Here is an 18089-nt window from a genome sequence, read left to right as displayed (position 1 = left end):
TCGCGCCACGTTAATATTGAATTGTCCGGGAAACTCCGAGAAGCTGCCAGCGAAACGGATGGAGGATCCCCAATGAAACGCATTTTTCTCGCGGCCGCGATGTCCCTTCTCGGGTCGGCTGCCTTCGCTCAGGACCCTGCGCTCGGTGTCTGGCAAACCGAGGTTGACGACGGCTCCTTCGCCTTGGTGCAGATGTCGTCCTGCGGCTCTGACATCTGCGGGACCATCACGCGCACCTTCAAAGCCGACGGCACCGAATACGATTCCCCCAACAAGGGCCTTCAGATCGTGCGCGGCATGACCCCGACCGGCGGCGGCAATTACGAAGGCGAAGTGCTGCGGCCGTCCAACAATAAGATCTATATCGGCAAGATGCAGATCAGCGGCACCCAGCTCTCACTCAAAGGCTGCGTCGCAGGCGGCTTGATCTGCGCCAACCAGAACTGGAAGAAGCTCCAGTAAACCACTGAATATAAAGTACTACAGCGCCCCGGCCATCCCACCGGGGCGTTGTCACGTCAGGGCGACCACGACAGGAAGTTGGCGATCAGCTTCAGGCCGTTCGCCTGACTTTTCTCCGGGTGGAACTGCGTCCCCACGATATTGTCTCGTCCGACGATTGCAGTGATCTCTTCACCATATTCGCAATAAGCCAGCCGGTGCGCCGGGTCGGCAACACGGAAATGGTAGGAATGCACGAAATAGGCGTGGTCGCCCGTCGTGATCCCATCCAGCACCGGATGCGGATGGTCGATCACCAGATCGTTCCACCCCATGTGCGGCACCTTCTTGCCCAAGCCCGGTTCGATCGCCACGACCTCGCCGCCGATCCAGTCGAAGCCGGGCGTCACCTCGTATTCCAGCCCGCGGGTCGCCAACATCTGCATCCCGATGCAAATGCCCATGAACGGCACGCCGCGCTCATGCACGGCCTTGTCCATCGCCTCGAAGATGCCCCTGTGGTCGAACAGCGCCTGCCGACAGGCCGGGAACGCACCGTCCCCCGGCAGCACGATCCGGTCCGCACGGGCTACGACCTCGGGATCGGACGTCACCACGACCTCCCCCGCGCCAACCTCACTCGCCATGCGCTGAAACGCCTTTTCCGCCGAGTGCAGGTTCCCGCTCTCGTAGTCGATCAGAACGGTGGTCAAAGTGCACCTTTCGTGGACGGGATCGCATCGGCCTTGCGCGGATCGGTCTCGACCGCGACTCGAAGAGCGCGCGCCACCGCCTTGAACGCGGCTTCCGCGATGTGGTGGCTGTTGAACCCGTGCAGTTGGTCGACATGGAGCGTGATGCCGCCATTGGTGGCGAATGCGGTGAAGAATTCGCGCACCAGCTCGGTGTCGAACGTCCCGATCTTCGGCGTCGGCAGGTCGACATTCCACACGAGATAGGGCCGCCCCGACAAATCGAGCGCCGCCCGCACCTGCGCGTCATCCATCGGCAAGTGACATTCGCCATAGCGCCGGATGCCCTTCTTGTCGCCCAGCGCGTCGCGAAGCGCCTGCCCCAGCGCAATGCCGGTATCCTCGACCGTGTGGTGATCGTCGATGTGCAGATCGCCCTTGGCCCGGATGGTCATGTCGATCAGCGAATGACGCGACAACTGGTCAAGCATGTGGTCGAAGAACCCCACGCCCGTCTGGTTGTCATATGCCCCGGTCCCGTCGAGGTCGATCTCGACGCTGATCTCGGTTTCCGCCGTCGTTCGGCTGATCTTGGCTGTGCGCATCACACCGGCCCTCCTGATTGCCCCCGCCTTATAGGGGCGCTGCTGCTCCCTGAAAAGACGACAAAAATCCATCGCTCCGGCCTGTGGCCGATGATCCCCTTCATCGTTCCGAAAATACCTCAGAGGGATCGGGGGACTGGTCCCCCGGCCCGTCGTGGCGCGCAAGCGCCGCGAAACCGATCTCAGCCAGCCGCTTCGATCCAGGCCCGGATCGCCGCGCGCTCGGCTGGCTCCATGTAGGACACGTTTGCGGGGGGCATCGCGTCGGTCAGCCCGGCATGGATATAGATCCGATGCGCCTCATGCGCGATATCGGCGGGGGTCTCGAGCACCACGCCTTTCGGCGGCACAGCGATCCCCGGCCAGCCCGGCTCTCGCGTATGGCACATGGAACAGCGACCCAGCACGATATCCGTCACCTCCTCGAACCCCTCCGCCGCGGCCAGGCGTGTCTCACGCGGGCTGAGCGCGCGGGCTTCTGCCTCTTCATAGGTGAACCCCTGTGTGCCAAGCGTCGAGAGCCACACGGCGGCGAGGAACAGAAGCGCCGTCACCAGCCATGTCCACCACGGATACCCTTTGTGGGCATGGTGGGTGTTGAAAAAATGCCGGATCGACACGCCCATAAGGAACACAAGCCCCGCGATCAGCCAGTTGTAGGTGGACGCGAAGGCAAGCGGGTAATGGTTCGACAGCATCAGGAAGATGACCGGCAGCGTCAGGTAGTTGTTATGGGTCGATCTGAGCTTGGCGATCTTCCCGTATTTCGGGTCGGGTTCGCGTTTCGCCTTGAGATCGGCCACCACGATCCGCTGGTTCGGGATGATGGTGAAGAACACGTTGGCCGTCATGATCGTCGCCGTGAAAGCACCGAGATGCAGAAGCACCGCCCGCCCCGTAAAGATCTGGTTGTACCCGTATCCCATCGCCATGAGCAGCACGAACAGCAGGATCATCAGCAACGTCGGGCGCTCGGCCAGACCGGACTTGCACAGGCGGTCATAGACAAGCCAGCCGATGGTCAATGAGGCCGCCGAAATCGCGATCGCGGCCCAGATCGACAAGTCCGCCTTGGCGAGATCGACGAGGTACATCTCCGCGCCGACGTAATAGACGAGGATCAGAAGGGCCGCGCCCGAGAGCCATGTGGAATAGCTCTCCCAGATGAACCATGTCAGCGTGTCCGGCATCCGCGACGGGCTGACCATGTATTTCTGGATGAAATAGAAGCCTCCGCCATGAACCTGCCACGCCTCGCCTGAAACGCCCTCGCGCCGGTCGGTCGACGGAAGCAACCCCAGATCGAGCGCGATGAAGTAGAACGACGACCCGATCCAGGCGATGGCGGTCACGACATGAAGCCAGCGCACCGCAAACTCTGCCCAATCAAGGAAAATGGTCGCCAGCATCCTCAGCTCCCCCGGTACGTCGAATAGCCATAGGGCGAAAGCAGAAGCGGCACGTGATAATGCGCCTCGGCATCGCTCATCCCGAAGCGGATCGGGATCTGGTCGAGAAACAGCGGGTCATCCCCTGCAAGCCCGGCGGCCTGCAGGTACTCGCCCGTGAAAAAGATCAGCTCATACGTTCCCGTCTGGAATTTCTCGGCGGGCAGGATCGGGGCATCCGTTCGTCCGTCGGCATTCGTCACCGTGGTCGCGATCTTCTTGTGCGAATTGCCCGACACCCGGAAAAGCGCGATCTCGATCCCTTCCGCCGGGCATCCCCGCGCGGTATCCAGCACATGGGTGGTCAAATAGCCGCTCATGGTTTCATCAATTCCATCATGTTCCCGCCAAGCAGGACGGCGATTTGGCCGCACCCGCAAGGAATGAGTGAAAACCGTTTCCAAATCATTCACAAGTGCTTATCCCTTGGGCGGACCAACTGCCTGTTTTCAGAGCATTTCAGCCGATTTCGAACGGAACGGGGGTGAAACGTGGACAGATATCCTCGCGACATGCGCGGCTACGGGGCCGAGACACCCGATCCGAAATGGCCCGGCGGCGCACGGATCGCGGTGCAATTCGTCGTCAATTACGAGGAAGGCGGCGAAAATTGCCTGTTGCATGGCGACGCGGCGTCCGAAGCGTTCCTGTCCGAAATCGTCGGCGCGGCGGCTTGGGAAGGCCAGCGCCATTGGAACATGGAATCGATCTACGAATACGGCGCGCGCGCCGGGTTCTGGCGCCTTCACCGCATGTTCACGGGGGCCGGGATCAAACCCACGGTCTACGGCGTGGCGACCGCCCTCGCCCGCTCGCCCGAACAGGTCGCCGCCATGATCGAGGCGGATTGGGAAATCGCCTCGCACGGTCTGAAATGGGTCGAACACAAGGACATGCCGGAGGAAGAGGAACGCGCCCAGATTGCCGAGGCGATCCGGCTGCATACGGAAGTCACCGGGCGACCGCCTGAAGGCTGGTACACGGGTCGCTCGTCGATGAACACGGTGCGTCTGGCGGCCGAGACCGGGCAACTGGCCTATGTCTCGGACACCTACGACGACGACCTGCCGTATTGGCTGAAGGTCGCCGAGCGCGACCAGCTCATCATCCCCTACACGCTCGACGCCAACGACATGCGCTTCGCCACGGCACAGGGCTTCAACACAGGCGACCATTTTTTCGCTTACCTGAAAGACGCCTTCGACGCGCTCTATGCCGAAGGTCTTGCGGGCGCACCGAAGATGATGTCCGTGGGCCTGCATTGCCGACTTGTGGGGCGACCGGGCCGGATCATGGGCCTGAAGCGTTTCCTCGACTACATCGCCGGGTTCGAGGGCGTCTGGTGCCCCCGCCGTATCGACATCGCGCGCCATTGGGCCAAGACGCATCCCCCCGTCTCCCGCCCCGAACCGCACAAAATGGACCGCGCCGGTTTCGTCGAAACCTTCGGCGGCATTTTCGAGCATTCCCCGTGGATTGCCGAACGCGCCCATGCCCTCGAACTCGGCCCCGCCCATGACAGCGCTATCGGTCTGCACAATGCGCTCGCGCGCATGTTCCGGTCTGCGTCCCGCGACGAACGCCTTGGCGTGCTGACCGCGCACCCGGACCTGGCCGGCAAACTCGCCGCTGCCAAGAGGCTGACCGCCGACAGTACGGCGGAACAGGCGAGCGCAGGGCTCGACGCGCTCACGGATGACGAGCGCACGGCCTTCACCGAAATGAATGACGCCTATGTCGCCAAACACGGGTTCCCCTTCATCATCGCGGTGCGGGACCACGACAAGGCCGGTATCCTGAACGCCTTCCGCCGCCGCGTGGACAACGACACCGAGACGGAATTCACCGAAGCCTGCAAACAGGTCGAGCGTATCGCGCTCCTCAGGTTGAAAGAGAAACTGCCGTGATGCGCGAGATCCAGGCCGTCCCGATCACCGCTGACGCCTACGCGCCGTTCGGCGATCTGCTCGACACGTCGGGCACGCCGGACAAGATCATCAACCAAGGCAAATGCGGTCGGTATCACGACCGGGCACAGCTCGATTTCGCAGATGGTCGGGCCGGCGTGAGCCTGTTCGATGCCGAACCACGGGCGTTTCCTTACCTGCTGGACCTCGTCGAACGTCACCCCTCGGGCAGCCAGTGTTTCGTACCGATGACGAGGGCCCCGTTCCTCGTGATCGTGGCCGAAGACAAGGGCGATGTGCCGGGTGTGCCGCAGGCCTTCGTCACCGAACCCGGTCAGGCGATCAACTTTCACCGGGGCACATGGCACGGCGTTCTCACGCCCTTGTCCGCCCCCGGCCTCTTCGCCGTGATCGACCGGGTCGGCCCCGGCGCGAACCTCGAGGAGCATGTGTTCGATACACCTTGGACCATCACGGCGCCGACCTGATCTTCAGGTCGCGACCCGGTAAGGTGCGCGCTGGCAGAACGCCAAGCGGCAAACCAACACCGGCCCGAAGCGTGCACCACACCCCTGCGAAAAGTGCCGCGCAAAAAAATGCCCCGTCCGGCAAGGGGGTCGGACGGGGCTATTCGCGCTCATGAGTTTGGGGGGGCAGGAACAAGCGCGAATATCTGTCACGGCGCGCGCAGGGATGCTGATCGCACGCGCCGTGGCCCGTTAGGCGGCAGGTCGGTGAAGACCCCCTTCCCCCAGGCGGGCAACTGTTTCGGTCACGGCAAGCCCGCCCGCCAACCATCCACCGCCATCCGCCAGAAGGCAGGTGTCGCGGCAGGCGCGTGCGTCGATCTTTCCGGACATGTCGATTTCCCCAAGCATTTTGCACGACCGGGTCCGGGTGGCAGCCCTCGTGGACGGGTCGTTCCCTTCAGCCTCGTGAGGCGCAGCGGAGAAACTCAGGCACAAATAAGGTGATATCTTGGCATTGTCGCACGACGTCACACGGCCCTGCACCGCCGGCTGGATTGTTGCCGGTATCGCGATGAATTACGGATCGAACGTGTAGCCGAAACGCTCGATATCTACGGCGCAGGCCGCCGCCACGGCCTCACTTGATGCGTCCGAGTAATAGCTGCGGAAATCCTCACGCCGATTCGAGGCGTTCTCGTGCGCAAGCGGACCGAGCTTCGTCCCGATCCGCGCTTCGACGAGTTCCAGATCCTCGCCGAAATGTTCGAGCCGGACGAAATGATCCCCGCGCTCGATTCCGCCCCCATCGGAGACGTAACGCGCATATGGATTTTGTTTCAGGCCTTGGAGGACCAATTCGTTCCGGGCGAAGGTCTCGAAGTCGTTCGCCTTCGCAACGCCCACCGCCGGATGGTCAAAGCACTGCTCCCGCAGCCAGTGATAGTAACTGACCATCCGGTCCCATGGGTTACGGACCATCGTGAAGACAAAGAAATCCTCCATCTCGACCTGTGTCGCGAGCCCATGAAGGTCCGATAGCTGCGAATGCTTCCAAAGCCGCCCCGACGTCTTTGCATCGCGAACCCGGCCTCGCCGCTTCACCGCTTTCGGCGTGTCGCCCACCAATATGTCGTCCTTCATCGCCTTGGCCTCGAGCATGAGGGCGAGCGACGTTCCCCCGGTCTTTGGGGCATGCACGAAGATGTAGCGGCGACCACGCGAAAGGATCATGGGCGCGACCCTATCCCGCCCCCGCGCGGGCGAAAAGCCGGATTGACGAAACCGCCCCCATGTTCCCTAATCGGATGCGCCAATCAGGGAGGACGACATGGGCTGGCTCAAGGACGAAACCGGACTCGACAGAAACGCGGCGAATTTCGTGCCGCTCACGCCCCTCTCCCATCTCCTGCGTGCGGCCCGCATCATGCCGGAACGCACGGCGATCGTCTATGGCGACCGCCGGTACACCTACGGCGAATTGGACGCGCGATGCTCGCGCCTCGCCTCGGCGCTCACAGGCGCCGGCGTGTCCTCCGGCGACGTCGTCGCAACGATGCTGCCCAACATCCTCGCCCAGGCCGAGGCGCATTGGGGCGTTCCGGCCACGGGCGCGATCCTGAACACCATCAACGTGCGGCTCGACGTAGGCACGATCGCCTACATCCTCGACCACGGCGAGGCAAAAGTCGTTCTGGTCGACAGCCAGTTCCTCGACGTGGTGGAGAAAGCCCTCACGAAAATGGACGGCCCGCCCCCGACCCTGATCGAGGTCGCGGACCCGGCGGCGGGCTTCCCCGCATCGGGCCGCCACACTGAATACGAGGACTTCATCGCAGGCGGCGACCCCGCGTTTCCCTGGGTCATGCCCGAAGACGAATGGGAAAGCCTTGCGCTCAACTACACCTCCGGCACGACCGGGCGACCCAAGGGCGTGGTCTATTCCCACCGGGGCGCGTACCTGCACACAATGGGCGTCGCGATCGCCTGGGGGCTGACGAAGGACACGCGCTACCTGACCATCGTGCCGCTCTTTCACTGCAACAACTGGTGCCACACCTGGACGCTGCCCGCCGTCGGCGGCACCATCATCTGTTGCCGCGACATCACCGCCAAAGCGATCTACGACGCCATCGCGGACGAAGGCGTGACCCATTTCGGCGGCGCACCCATCGTGCTCGGCCTTCTGATCAACGCCAAACCCGACGACCGCCGTGAATTCGACCATATCGTCGAGGTCTATACCGCCGGCGCGCCCCCGCCCGCCGCCACGCTCGCCGGGATCGAACCCCTGGGCTTTCACGTCACGCAGGTCTACGGCCTGACCGAGACCTACGGCCATATCACCGAGACCTTCTGGAAAGACGCGTGGAATTACCTGCCCGACGCCGAGCGCTACGCGATCAAATCGCGCCAGGGCGTAGGCCATGCCGACATGGCCGAAGTCACGGTGCTCGATGCCGAAAGCATGGAACAAGCGCCGTGGGATGGCGAAACGGTGGGCGAGATCATGGCCCGCGGCAATGTCGTGATGAAGGGGTACCTCAAGAACCCGGACGAGACCGCCAAGGCGTTCAAGGGCGGCTATTTCCACTCGGGCGACATCGCGTTTCAGCACCCCGACGGCTACATCAAGATCACCGACCGCGCGAAGGACGTGATCATCTCGGGCGGCGAAAACGTCTCATCGGTCGAGGTCGAGGACGTGCTCATGCACCACCCCGCGGTGATGCTCTGCGCCGTTGTCGCCAAGCCGGACGAAAAATGGGGCGAAGTGCCCTGCGCTTTCGTCGAGCTGCGCGAGGGCGCGAACGTGACTGAGGACGAGTTGATCGCCCATACCCGCAAGGAACTCGCAGGTTTCAAGACGCCCAAACGCGTGATCTTCACCGAACTCCCCAAGACTTCCACGGGCAAAATCCAGAAATTCGAACTGCGCAAGATGGTGGCCGAACTCTGAGGCACAGCGCGGGGGCAAGCACGTTCGACCCCGACATTAACCTTTTTTCTGAGGAACGACCGGTTAAAGCGTTGAAAATGCGTGCTTTCATCACCTCCAGGATTCTAGAATTCTAGAATCCCGGAATCCTGCGGCAGGCCCCAGTAACCACGCACGACAAAACCGAAGCCAGCCGCCGAAGCCAGCCACCGGTTCCGACCGCCAGCCTTGCCGTTCACCGTGGGAAACACCGCCCACGACAGGCGTCCAGGCGACCTTTCCATAACGATCCCGGCAAGCTATCCTTCGCCAAACAAGAACCATTCCGAGCAGCCAGCCGATGACGGCCCTGACCCAATATGACCGGCTCGAAGCCACCGGGCTCTGGCGCGCCACGCCCGAGGCGCAGCGCGTCGAGGTCATCGTTTCCGTGGGCGACGCGACCCTGACGATCTCGGACAAGACCGACAGGGCTCTGTCACATTGGTCCCTCGCCGCAGTCCACCGGCTGAACGTCGGGAAACGGCCTGCCCTTTTCGCACCTTCCGACGATCCGGACGAAGCCGAAGCCCTTGAAATCGCGGATGACGAGATGATCGACGCGATCGAAAAAGTGCGCAAGGCGATCCTGCGCCGCAGGCCGCAGCGCGGCAGGGTGCGGCTCTTCATCTCCGCCGCCGTCGCTTTCGCGATCGGTCTGGTGGCAGTCACCTGGCTCCCCGGTGCCCTGACGCGTCAGACGCTATCGGTATTGCCCGACGTGACCCGCGCCGAGACGGGCGCAGCGCTTCTCGACCGCATTCGCAGGGTGTCCGGCCCGCCTTGCGACACGCGGCTCGGCAAAGCCGCCCTCGCCCAACTTCGCGTGCGGGCGCTTGGTCCGGGCAGTTCACGCGCCGTGATCCTGTCCTCCGGCGTCGAAACCTCGGCCCACCTGCCGGGCGGTATCATCCTGCTGAACCGGGCGTTGGTCGAAGACTACGAAGAACCGGACGTGGCCGCCGGGTTTATCCTTGCCGAACATGTCCGCGCGCAGGCCAGCGATCCGATGCTGGGCCTCCTGCAACATGCGGGCCTCATCGCGACAGTCAAACTTCTCACCACCGGGCATATTTCCAGCGATGTCCTCGATTCTTATGCTGAACGCCTGCTGACCCGTTCTCCGGCATCGCTCGATCACGACACACTCGTCGCCCGGTTCGACGCGGCCCGCCTGAGGACGTCACCTTACGCCTACGCGCTCGACCAGACCGGCGAGACGACCCTGCCCTTGATCGAGGCCGACCCGGTCCCCGTCTCTCAGGCGGAACCGCTCATTCCCGACAGCGCATGGGTCAGCCTTCAAGGTATCTGTGGAGAGTGAATGACCCCGCCCATCCCGGCAGGGTCAGTCCAATCGTGTCTCGGGTGTGGCCCGCTACTTCGCGACCGTGATCAAACGGCGCGGCACGGTGTCGGTCCAGATCTGGAGCATCTGCATCTCCCCCTCGACCGTGCGAGACGCCCGGTTCGGGTTCAACCGGTCGTCATCCCAGGCCTTGCGGTAACCAGCGGGCGGCTTGTCCTGACCCTGGATGATGACGCGCGGATTGGAGGCCGGCATGTTGCCGTAGCCTTTCGCGGGAACATGCGGGTTCGCCTTGATGACCACTGTGCTGCCACCGCTGGCGGACGCCGGCACGTTGTAGATGTCGCGCGGCGCATCCAGTTCGACACCTGCGTCCCGGTAGGCCTGTGTCTTCGCTGCGAGATAGTCCTCGTAGGACCCGCCCGCTGGCGGGGCAAGGAAACGTCCACCGCCGCGCTGACCGCCGCCACCTCCGTTCATCGGCATTCGCACCGCGCCGACCGTGCCTGACACGAGCATGTCGCGGTTGCCTTCGTAATGCTGGCGTCCGGGCTGAACCGTGCCGTTGACGATCACCCGGCGCACCTGCGTCGCGGGGCGGTACTCGACATAGGTCGGCTCCGCCACGATCCGGGCCTGCGCTTCCATGACCGGGGCCGGTTTCGCCACCAGTTCCGTCCGCATTCCGTTCGCGTGCTGAACCGTATAGGTGCGGGACGCCACTTTGGTCGCGCCGCAATTCACCTGCACGATCTCGCCTCCGATCTTGACCCGCGCGTTGCCGCCACCTGCAGGGCAGGTCACGGCGAGCTTGCGGGTCTGGACCTCGGGCGTCGGCTCCGAGCGTCGTGCCGAAAGGTTGGACGGCTCCGGCGCGGGGCTTGGTGTCGGCAGGTTGCCCAGTCCGAAAAGACCGGCGCGCGCCTGGCTCGGTGCCGGCGCAGGTTTGGCCGGTGCGCGGTTGGCAGACAGGTTCGAAGGTTTGGGGGCCGGGCTCGGCGTGGGAAGCGCCGCCATGCCCGGAGCGGCGCTCACGGTCCTGACCTCACGTTCGGCCTCGGCGGGTGGGGTGGCCACAGGTTGCGGCGGCGGCGGCGCGATCGGAGCAGGGGTGCGCGTAGCCCGGGGCGTTCCGGCCGCGAATGTCGGGTTCATCCCGCAGATGACCTGTCTCCGATCCGCGCTCAGCCGCGGCACCCAATTCGTCGCGGCACCGACATTCGCGCGGGCATAGGCGCAGCCCCTGCTGTCGACATAGACATCGCCCTTGTAGGCGGCGGGTGGCGTCTCACGAGGCTTGGCCCCCTGATCGAGCGAAAGTGCCAGAACGGGCCCCGAAACAAGGGTAACCGCGAAGGCGATGGCAGACAGATAACCAGTTCTTTTCATTACAAGTGTCCCCCAACACTAGATATGGGGGCAGCATGGCCGATGGACCGATGGGAGTAAAGAGGCGACACTTCCCAAGACCGCCCAAAACAAGCGCAATTCGAACGCGTTTGCGCCTGACGGACTGTCCGCGAACTATTTGGTCCCGAACATCCGATCGCCCGCATCGCCAAGTCCCGGCATGATATAGCCGAGCTCGTTGAGCTTCTCGTCCAACGCCGCCGTGACAATGGGCACGTCGGGATGCGCTTCCTTCATCCGCGCGACCCCTTCAGGTGCTGCGAGCAGGCACAGGAACCGGATGTCCTTGGCACCGGCCTCCTTCAGCATGTCGACGGCCGCCGCCGAGGAATTACCGGTTGCCAGCATCGGGTCGACCGCGATCACCATCCGCTCGTCGAGTTGCTCCGGCACCTTGAAATAATACTTGTGCGGCTTCAGCGTCTGTTCGTCGCGGTAGAGCCCGACGAAGCCGACCCGCGCCGAGGGGATGAGCTCCAGCATCCCGTCCAGCAGCCCGTTCCCTGCCCGCAGGATCGAAATGAGCGCGAGCTTCCGGCCCTTCAGCGTCGGCGCGTCCATCTCGGTCAACGGCGTCTCGATCCGCTTGGTCGTCATCTCCAACTCGCTCGTCACCTCGTAGGCCAGAAGCAGGCTGATCTCGCGCAGAAGCTGCCGGAACACCGCCGTCGACGTCTCTTTTTCGCGCATGATCGTCAGCTTGTGCTGCACCAGCGGGTGATCGACGATTGTGAGGTGATCATGCATCGGTTTTCTCCAGTCTCTTGATCAGGTCGGCACGCGTGCCCGCGTCGCAGAAGGCGGCTTCGGCAGCGGCCCGGTTGAGCGCCCGCGCCTCTTCCAGCCCCCAGCCGAAAGCCCGCGCCAATTCCATGTATTCATGGGTCATATCGGTATGAAAGAACGGCGGGTCGTCGGTGGACACGGTGACGCGCACGCCTGCCTCGCGCAGTTTCGCGATGGGATGTGCGGCGGTCGAGGGATAGACGCCCAGCGACACGTTGGATTGCGGGCAGACCTCGAGCACGACACCCGAAGCGGCGAGGTATTCCACGAGCTTCGGGTCTTCGATGGCCCGCACGCCGTGCCCGATGCGCTCGACCTTGAGGTGCTCGATACTGTCGCGGACCGAAAGCGGCCCGGCCCATTCCCCGGCATGGTTGGTCAGGTGCAGACCCGCCTCCCGCGCCGCGTCGAAGGCATAGGTGAAATCGCGCACCTCGCCCGCGTTCTCGTCGCCGCCCATGCCGAAACCGACCACGAAATCGCCGACGCTCTCCTGCGCACACACGGCGGATCGCTTCGCCGCGTCGGGTCCGAAATGCCGCACCGCCGTGACCACGACTTTGAGGACCACCTCGGGCAACCCGTTTGCCGCTTCCCGGATCGCATGGAGGTATTCTTTCCACGCGGCCACATCGCCCCCTCCGCAAAAGGCAGGGGAAACGAAGGTCTCGAGGTAGACGACATTTTCCTCCGCGGCCTCCTCCAGCACCGCACGGGTCAACCGCGCGTAATCCTCCGGCGACGTGAGCGGCCGCACGGCCTGCTCGTAGATGTCGAGAAATTGCAAGAAATCAGCGTAGTCATAGGCGCCTTGGGCATCGAAAATGTTGGAAAGGTCCAAACCCTTCTCCTGCGCCAAACCCCGGACGAAGGCCGGGGGCGCCGCGCCCTCGATATGGTGATGCAGCTCCACCTTGGGCATCCGCTTCAACGCATCGGCGAGTTCCTCGTCCACGATCACAGGAACGACCTCCCCGCCCCGCGCTCAGGCAAGCCAAGATGGTCGGCCACGCTCGCCGCCACATCGGCGAACCCGATCTCTCCGATCTTGCGCGCCCCGATCCCGTGGCACAGAACCGGAACCCGTTCTCGGGTGTGGTCGGTGCCCACCCATGTCGGATCGTTGCCATGATCGGCCGTGAAAATGACGAGGTCCCCGTCGCGCAGGTTGGCGAACAGACGCGGAAGCTGAGCATCGAACCATTCCAGATGGGCGGCATAGCCGTGGGTGTTGCGCCGGTGGCCATATTTGGAATCGAATTCGACGAAATTGGCGAAGGTGAGGCTCCCGTCCTCCGCCGTTTCCGCCAACCCGATCAACGCTTCCATCAGGTCCGCGTCCGTGCCCTTGGCATTGTCCGTCACGCCGCGATGAGCGAAAATGTCGCCTATTTTCCCGACCGCATGCATCGGACGCCCCGCGCCAGTCACCCAGTCCAGAAGCGTCGGCTTTGGCGCGGCGAGCGCAAAATCCCGACGGTTGATCGTGCGCTCGAACCCGCTGTCCGCGTCGCCGAGAAACGGCCGCGCGATCACTCGCCCGACCTTCATGTCATGCAGCATCGGAGCGATGGCTTTACAGACATCATAGAGTTTTTGGAGCCCGAACCGTTCCTCATGTGCCGCGATCTGAAGCACGCTGTCGGCCGAGGTATAGCAGATCGGCTCGCCCGTCCGCATGTGCTCGGCCCCAAGCTCGTCGAGGATCACCGTGCCGGAACTATGCTTGTTGCCAAGTATGCTTGTCGTCCCGGCAGCCTCGCAGATCGCCTGCGTTACGGCGTCGGGGAAGGCCGGGTCCTCGTCCGGGAAATAGGTCCAGTCGAACGGCACCGGCACTCCCGCAAGCTCCCAATGCCCCGACGGCGTGTCCTTGCCCCGGCTCACCTCGGTCGCCGCCGCCCAGGCACCCGCAGGCTCCGCCCCTAGACCCGGCGCAATCATCCCGGAGGCAAGTTTCACAGCCATGCCCAGCCCAAGCCGGTCGAGGTTCGGCACGGTCAGTGGCCCCTCACGTCCGTCATCCGCCTGCCCCGCGTCGCAGGCTTCGGCAATATGGCCAACCGTGTTCGCCCCGGTATCCGGTGTTCCGTCGTTGAAGAACTGGTCCGCGTCCGGCGCGCCGCCAATACCGACCGAATCCATCACGACAAGAAAAGCGCGTGGCATCTCAGCTCTCCAACTGTGCCTTGGCGAAGGCATGCGGCAGGAGCTCTTCGATCGTCATGACGATCTCGTCGCCCCCCAGGTTGCCCATCGTGACCTTCGTGCCCTTCGGCGCAAATTCTGCGATCTTCTGGCGGCACCCGCCGCACGGCGTCACCGGATCGGGCGCATCGCCCACGACCGCGATCTCGGCAATCTCGGTGTCGCCCGCCGCGATCATCGCGGCAATCGCGCCCGCCTCGGCACAGGTGCCCTCGGGATAGGCCGCGTTCTCGACGTTCACGCCGGTATGCACCCGACCGGACGGCGAACGTATCGCCGCCCCGACCTGAAACCCGGAATAGGGCGCATGAGCACGGGGGCGAATGTCCTTTGCATGATCCATCAGGGATTTTTCCGACATCCGCGCCTCCTTTGACCGTATGGTCCAGTTTGAAGACTTTGCGCCCACGCGCAAGGCGAATCAACTGACCGCTTGCCTTGCCCCGAGGTCATGCTGTAAGCCGCCGGTCAGGAAAAGTGGTTTAACATTAAACCATATTTCAGGGAGGACGCCGAGATGCCCGGCACCAAGGACGAAACCATCACCGAAGCCCGCCACCCGGCGCTGGACTACCACGAGCATCCGAAGCCCGGTAAGCTCGAAATCCGGGCGACCAAGCCGATGGCGAACGGTCGCGACCTCGCCCTTGCCTACTCCCCTGGCGTGGCAGAAGCCTGCATGGAAATAAAGGCCGATCCGATCACGGCAACGCGCTATACCGCGCGAGGAAACCTCGTCGCCGTGGTCACGAACGGCTCGGCTGTGCTGGGTCTCGGAAACATCGGTGCACTTGCCTCCAAACCGGTGATGGAGGGCAAGGCCGTCCTCTTCAAGAAGTTCGCCAACATCGACTGTTTCGATATCGAACTGGATCAGCCGGACCCCGAAAAACTCGCCGACATCATCTGCGCGATGGAACCTTCGTTCGGCGCGGTGAACCTCGAAGACATTAAGGCTCCGGATTGTTTTGTCGTTGAACAAATCTGCCGCGAGCGGATGAACATCCCGGTTTTCCACGACGACCAGCACGGCACCGCCATTGTCGTCGGCGCAGCCGCCACCAATGCCCTGCGCGTCGCGGGCAAGTCTTTCGACGAGATCAAGGTGGTCTCGACCGGCGGCGGCGCGGCCGGCATCGCCTGCCTCAACATGCTCCTGAAACTCGGTGTGAAACGCGAAAATGTCTGGCTCTGCGATATCGACGGCCTCGTCTACAAGGGCCGCACATCCGAGATGACGCCCCAGAAAGAAGCCTTCGCACAAGACAGCGACCTGCGCTCGCTGGGTGACGTGATCGAAGACGCCGACCTGTTCCTGGGCCTTTCCGGCCCCGGCGTGCTGAAGCCCGAACATGTCGCGAAAATGGCCGACCGTCCCATCGTCTTCGCGCTCGCCAACCCGACGCCCGAGATCATGCCGGACGAAGTCCGCTCCGTCGCTCCCGAAGCGATCATCGCCACGGGCCGATCGGATTTCCCCAATCAGGTCAACAACGTGCTGTGCTTTCCCTTCATTTTCCGAGGTGCCCTCGACGTCGGCGCGACCGAGATCAACGACGAGATGCAGATCGCTTGCGTCGACGGGATCGCAGCCCTCGCCCGCGCCACGACCAGCGCCGAGGCCGCAGCCGCCTACAAAGGCGAAAAGCTGTCCTTCGGGGCGGATTACCTGATCCCGAAACCCTTCGACCCCCGGCTCATGGGCGTCGTCGCCACCTCGGTCGCCAAGGCCGCGATGGACTCCGGCGTCGCCGCGCGACCCCTGCCCGACGTGACCGAATACAAGGACAGGCTCGACCGCTCCGTGTTCCGCTCCGCCCTCATCATGCGCCCCGTGTTCGAGGCCGCAGCGACCGCCGAGCGCAAGATCGTCTTTGCCGAGGGCGAGGATGAACGGGTGCTGCGCGCGGCCAACGCGATGCTCGAGGAAACCACCGACGCGCCGATCCTCATCGGCCGTCCCGAGGTCATCGAACACCGGCTTCAACGCGCGGGCCTGCCGCTCAAGCCGGGTACCGACTTCGAAATCGTGAACCCCGAGAACGACCCGCGCTACCGCGATTACTGGGAAGCCTATCATGGGTTGATGGCGCGTCGGGGCGTGACGCCCGACATCGCACGGGCCATCATGCGCACCAACACCACCGCCATCGGCGGCATCATGGTGCATCGCGGCGAGGCGGACTCGCTCATCTGCGGCACGTTCGGCCAATACCTCTGGCACCTCAAATACGTGACCGAGATCCTGGGCGGCGGGCCAGAGAAATATCACCCCGTCGGCGCGCTCAGCCTGATGATCCTTCAGGACGGCCCCCTCTTCATCGCCGACACCCACGTCCACCCCGAACCGACCGCCGCCCAGATCGCCGAAAGCGTCTGCGGCGCGGCCCGCCATGTGCGCCGCTTCGGGCTGGAACCCAAGATCGCGCTCTGCTCGTATTCCCAATTCGGCAACCTCGATTGCCGCACGGGCCGCGTCATGCGCGAAGCACTCGAAATCCTCGACAGCGAGACGCGCGATTTCGCCTACGAAGGTGAAATGCACGTCGACAGCGCGCTCGACGTCGATGTGCGCGAGCGGATGTTCCCCGGCGCGCGGTTCGAAGGCCCGGCCAACGTGCTCGTCTTCCCGAACACCGACGCGGCATCCGGCGTGCGCAACATGCTCAAGATGAAGGCGGGTGGGCTCGAGGTCGGCCCGATCCTCATGGGGCTCGGCAACCGCGCCCATGTGGTGACGCCGGCGATCACTGCTCGCGGACTTCTAAACATGTCCGCCGTCGCCGGCACTCCGGTCGCCCACTACGGGTGACGCCGGGCTTGCCTCATGGCGCCCAGAGGCTAGTCTCGTCGCCATGAGGTTCATATCACTCGCCTTTTTCCTGACCCTCTCGGTCAATGCGCCCGCGCGCGCCGACATGCTCGGTTGGGCGATTCTGCCGGAAAACCCCGTGACGGGCACGGTCGGCACCGCCGTCTGCCCCTACGAGGATCCGGCGGGCGGCAACCACAATTGCCTGTCGCTCGAATGCCAACCGGGCGAACCCCTGACCCTCGCAGTCTCGCTCGCGGGGTTCGACGCGCCTGACAGCGTTACGCTCGGTCTCTCGATCGAGGGGGAAGACCTGTGGGATCTGCGACTCCTGCGGCAATCGGACGGGCGCTACGCCAAGGGAATGAGCGGGGCGCAGTGGGCCGATGGCCTTGCCGCGCTTCAGGCCGGGGCCTGGGGCGCCGTGACCTTTTCCACCGAAGCCTACCTGTGGCATGACCACCTGCCCCTGAACGGGTCGCGTGACGGGATCGCGGCGGCACTCGACGCCTGCTGGACCGCGCGCACTGATCCGGCCCTGAACCCGGCGCAGGCCGCCCGCGAAGACGTCCGTGCCTGGTGCGCCGACCGGCTGAACCGACCCGCCACGATCAATGATGGCTTCACCCGCGAAGAAGACATCGACGGAGACGGCCGCCGCGACGTGATCGCCAATTACGGAGCGGTCAACTGCGGACCGATCGGCGGCGCGTGGTGCGGTTGGGCGGGTTGCGACCTTGCCCTTCACCTCGCCCGTGACGATGGCTACCTTCAGGCGTTCCGCGGCATCGCCGAGGGCTTCCGCGTGGTCGAAGACGGTGTCGTGATCCGCCGCCACATCTCGGAATGCGGGCCCGATCACGCGGGCGTCTGCGCGGTGCGCTACCGCGCCACCGACGAAGGTCTGGTCAAGGCTGGCACCGCCGAATGGCCCTCGGACCGCGACTGATTCCCCGATTTGCAATACCGGGGGTGACAGCTTTGCAAACCCCGCGCAATTTGCCGCGAACTCTGCGAAGTCAGCCGT

General features: G+C 64.0%; 18 protein-coding genes. 7 read left to right on the top strand and 11 right to left on the bottom strand.

The features are described from left to right. Nucleotides 1-72: 72 nt before the first annotated feature. Nucleotides 73-462 (top strand): DUF2147 domain-containing protein, encoded by a 390-nt coding sequence (locus tag KJP28_RS04480; RefSeq protein ID WP_218391018.1) that lies wholly within the window; start codon nucleotides 73-75, stop codon nucleotides 460-462. 56 nt (nucleotides 463-518) lie between these two features. On the opposite strand, the gene hisH is transcribed toward KJP28_RS04480, so the two are convergent. From hisH to uraH, 4 genes are all read right to left on the bottom strand, one after another. Further along, a complete protein-coding gene (gene hisH / locus KJP28_RS04475; protein ID WP_218391017.1) occupies nucleotides 519-1154 on the bottom strand; it encodes an imidazole glycerol phosphate synthase subunit HisH in 636 nt (211 codons plus the stop codon). After that, nucleotides 1151-1738, bottom strand: a complete 588-nt coding sequence (hisB, locus tag KJP28_RS04470) for an imidazoleglycerol-phosphate dehydratase HisB (RefSeq protein WP_218391016.1) — start codon at nucleotides 1736-1738, stop codon at nucleotides 1151-1153. The genes hisH and hisB overlap by 4 nt, the downstream gene beginning before the upstream one ends. Nucleotides 1739-1920: 182 nt before the next feature. Then, complete coding sequence (locus KJP28_RS04465; protein ID WP_218391015.1) at nucleotides 1921-3147, bottom strand: urate hydroxylase PuuD; 1227 nt, start codon at nucleotides 3145-3147, stop codon at nucleotides 1921-1923. Nucleotides 3148-3149: 2 nt separating this feature from the next. Further along, nucleotides 3150-3506 carry a hydroxyisourate hydrolase gene (uraH, locus tag KJP28_RS04460; protein ID WP_218391014.1) on the bottom strand — a complete coding sequence of 119 codons (357 nt, stop codon included), beginning with the start codon at nucleotides 3504-3506 and terminating at the stop codon, nucleotides 3150-3152. A gap of 171 nt (nucleotides 3507-3677) precedes the next feature. Between uraH and puuE the strand changes: the two genes are divergently transcribed. Both puuE and KJP28_RS04450 read left to right on the top strand, forming a co-directional pair. Further along, the gene (gene puuE, locus KJP28_RS04455) at nucleotides 3678-5093 is read left to right on the top strand and encodes an allantoinase PuuE (protein WP_218391013.1); all 1416 of its coding nucleotides are present in this window, start codon (nucleotides 3678-3680) and stop codon (nucleotides 5091-5093) included. Beyond that, nucleotides 5093-5581 carry an ureidoglycolate lyase gene (locus tag KJP28_RS04450; protein WP_218391012.1) on the top strand — a complete coding sequence of 163 codons (489 nt, stop codon included), beginning with the start codon at nucleotides 5093-5095 and terminating at the stop codon, nucleotides 5579-5581. The genes puuE and KJP28_RS04450 overlap by 1 nt, the downstream gene beginning before the upstream one ends. Before the next feature lie 231 nt (nucleotides 5582-5812). Here KJP28_RS04450 and KJP28_RS04445 read toward each other — a convergent pair whose 3' ends face one another. Together KJP28_RS04445 and KJP28_RS04440 are read right to left on the bottom strand one after the other, a co-directional pair. Next, nucleotides 5813-5953, bottom strand: coding sequence for a hypothetical protein (locus KJP28_RS04445; protein ID WP_218391011.1), 141 nt, complete (start codon nucleotides 5951-5953; stop codon nucleotides 5813-5815). 186 nt (nucleotides 5954-6139) lie between these two features. Then, nucleotides 6140-6793, bottom strand: coding sequence for a sulfotransferase family 2 domain-containing protein (locus KJP28_RS04440; RefSeq protein WP_218391010.1), 654 nt, complete (start codon nucleotides 6791-6793; stop codon nucleotides 6140-6142). Between the two features lie 97 nt (nucleotides 6794-6890). Between KJP28_RS04440 and KJP28_RS04435 the strand changes: the two genes are divergently transcribed. Continuing rightward, complete coding sequence (locus KJP28_RS04435; protein ID WP_218391009.1) at nucleotides 6891-8519, top strand: AMP-binding protein; 1629 nt, start codon at nucleotides 6891-6893, stop codon at nucleotides 8517-8519. A gap of 319 nt (nucleotides 8520-8838) precedes the next feature. Beyond that, entirely contained in the window at nucleotides 8839-9861 is a 1023-nt protein-coding gene (locus tag KJP28_RS04430) for a hypothetical protein (protein WP_218391008.1), read from the top strand. A gap of 54 nt (nucleotides 9862-9915) precedes the next feature. Here KJP28_RS04430 and KJP28_RS04425 read toward each other — a convergent pair whose 3' ends face one another. The 5 genes from KJP28_RS04425 to KJP28_RS04405 form a co-directional block, all read right to left on the bottom strand. Next, nucleotides 9916-11235 (bottom strand): hypothetical protein, encoded by a 1320-nt coding sequence (locus KJP28_RS04425; RefSeq protein WP_218391007.1) that lies wholly within the window; start codon nucleotides 11233-11235, stop codon nucleotides 9916-9918. A 135-nt stretch (nucleotides 11236-11370) separates the two neighbouring features. Next, entirely contained in the window at nucleotides 11371-12003 is a 633-nt protein-coding gene (upp, locus tag KJP28_RS04420) for a uracil phosphoribosyltransferase (protein WP_218391006.1), read from the bottom strand. Next, complete coding sequence (locus KJP28_RS04415) at nucleotides 11996-13003, bottom strand: adenosine deaminase (RefSeq protein ID WP_336245295.1); 1008 nt, start codon at nucleotides 13001-13003, stop codon at nucleotides 11996-11998. Before KJP28_RS04415 ends, upp begins: the two co-directional genes overlap by 8 nt. Further along, entirely contained in the window at nucleotides 13000-14211 is a 1212-nt protein-coding gene (locus tag KJP28_RS04410; RefSeq protein ID WP_218391005.1) for a phosphopentomutase, read from the bottom strand. Before KJP28_RS04410 ends, KJP28_RS04415 begins: the two co-directional genes overlap by 4 nt. Nucleotide 14212: 1 nt before the next feature. Next, entirely contained in the window at nucleotides 14213-14611 is a 399-nt protein-coding gene (locus tag KJP28_RS04405) for a cytidine deaminase (protein WP_218391004.1), read from the bottom strand. A gap of 156 nt (nucleotides 14612-14767) precedes the next feature. On the opposite strand from KJP28_RS04405, the gene KJP28_RS04400 reads away from it, so the two are divergent. Continuing rightward, nucleotides 14768-17062 carry an NADP-dependent malic enzyme gene (locus KJP28_RS04400; RefSeq protein ID WP_218391003.1) on the top strand — a complete coding sequence of 765 codons (2295 nt, stop codon included), beginning with the start codon at nucleotides 14768-14770 and terminating at the stop codon, nucleotides 17060-17062. Between the two features lie 43 nt (nucleotides 17063-17105). Further along, the gene (locus tag KJP28_RS04395) at nucleotides 17106-18011 is read left to right on the top strand and encodes a hypothetical protein (RefSeq protein WP_218391002.1); all 906 of its coding nucleotides are present in this window, start codon (nucleotides 17106-17108) and stop codon (nucleotides 18009-18011) included. Nucleotides 18012-18089 lie beyond the last annotated feature (78 nt).

It is taken from the genome of Maritimibacter dapengensis (assembly GCF_019218265.1).
GTDB lineage: Bacteria > Pseudomonadota > Alphaproteobacteria > Rhodobacterales > Rhodobacteraceae > Maritimibacter > Maritimibacter dapengensis.
Note: the sequence above shows the minus strand (reverse complement) of the source record. Positions and strands in the feature narration are given on the sequence as shown.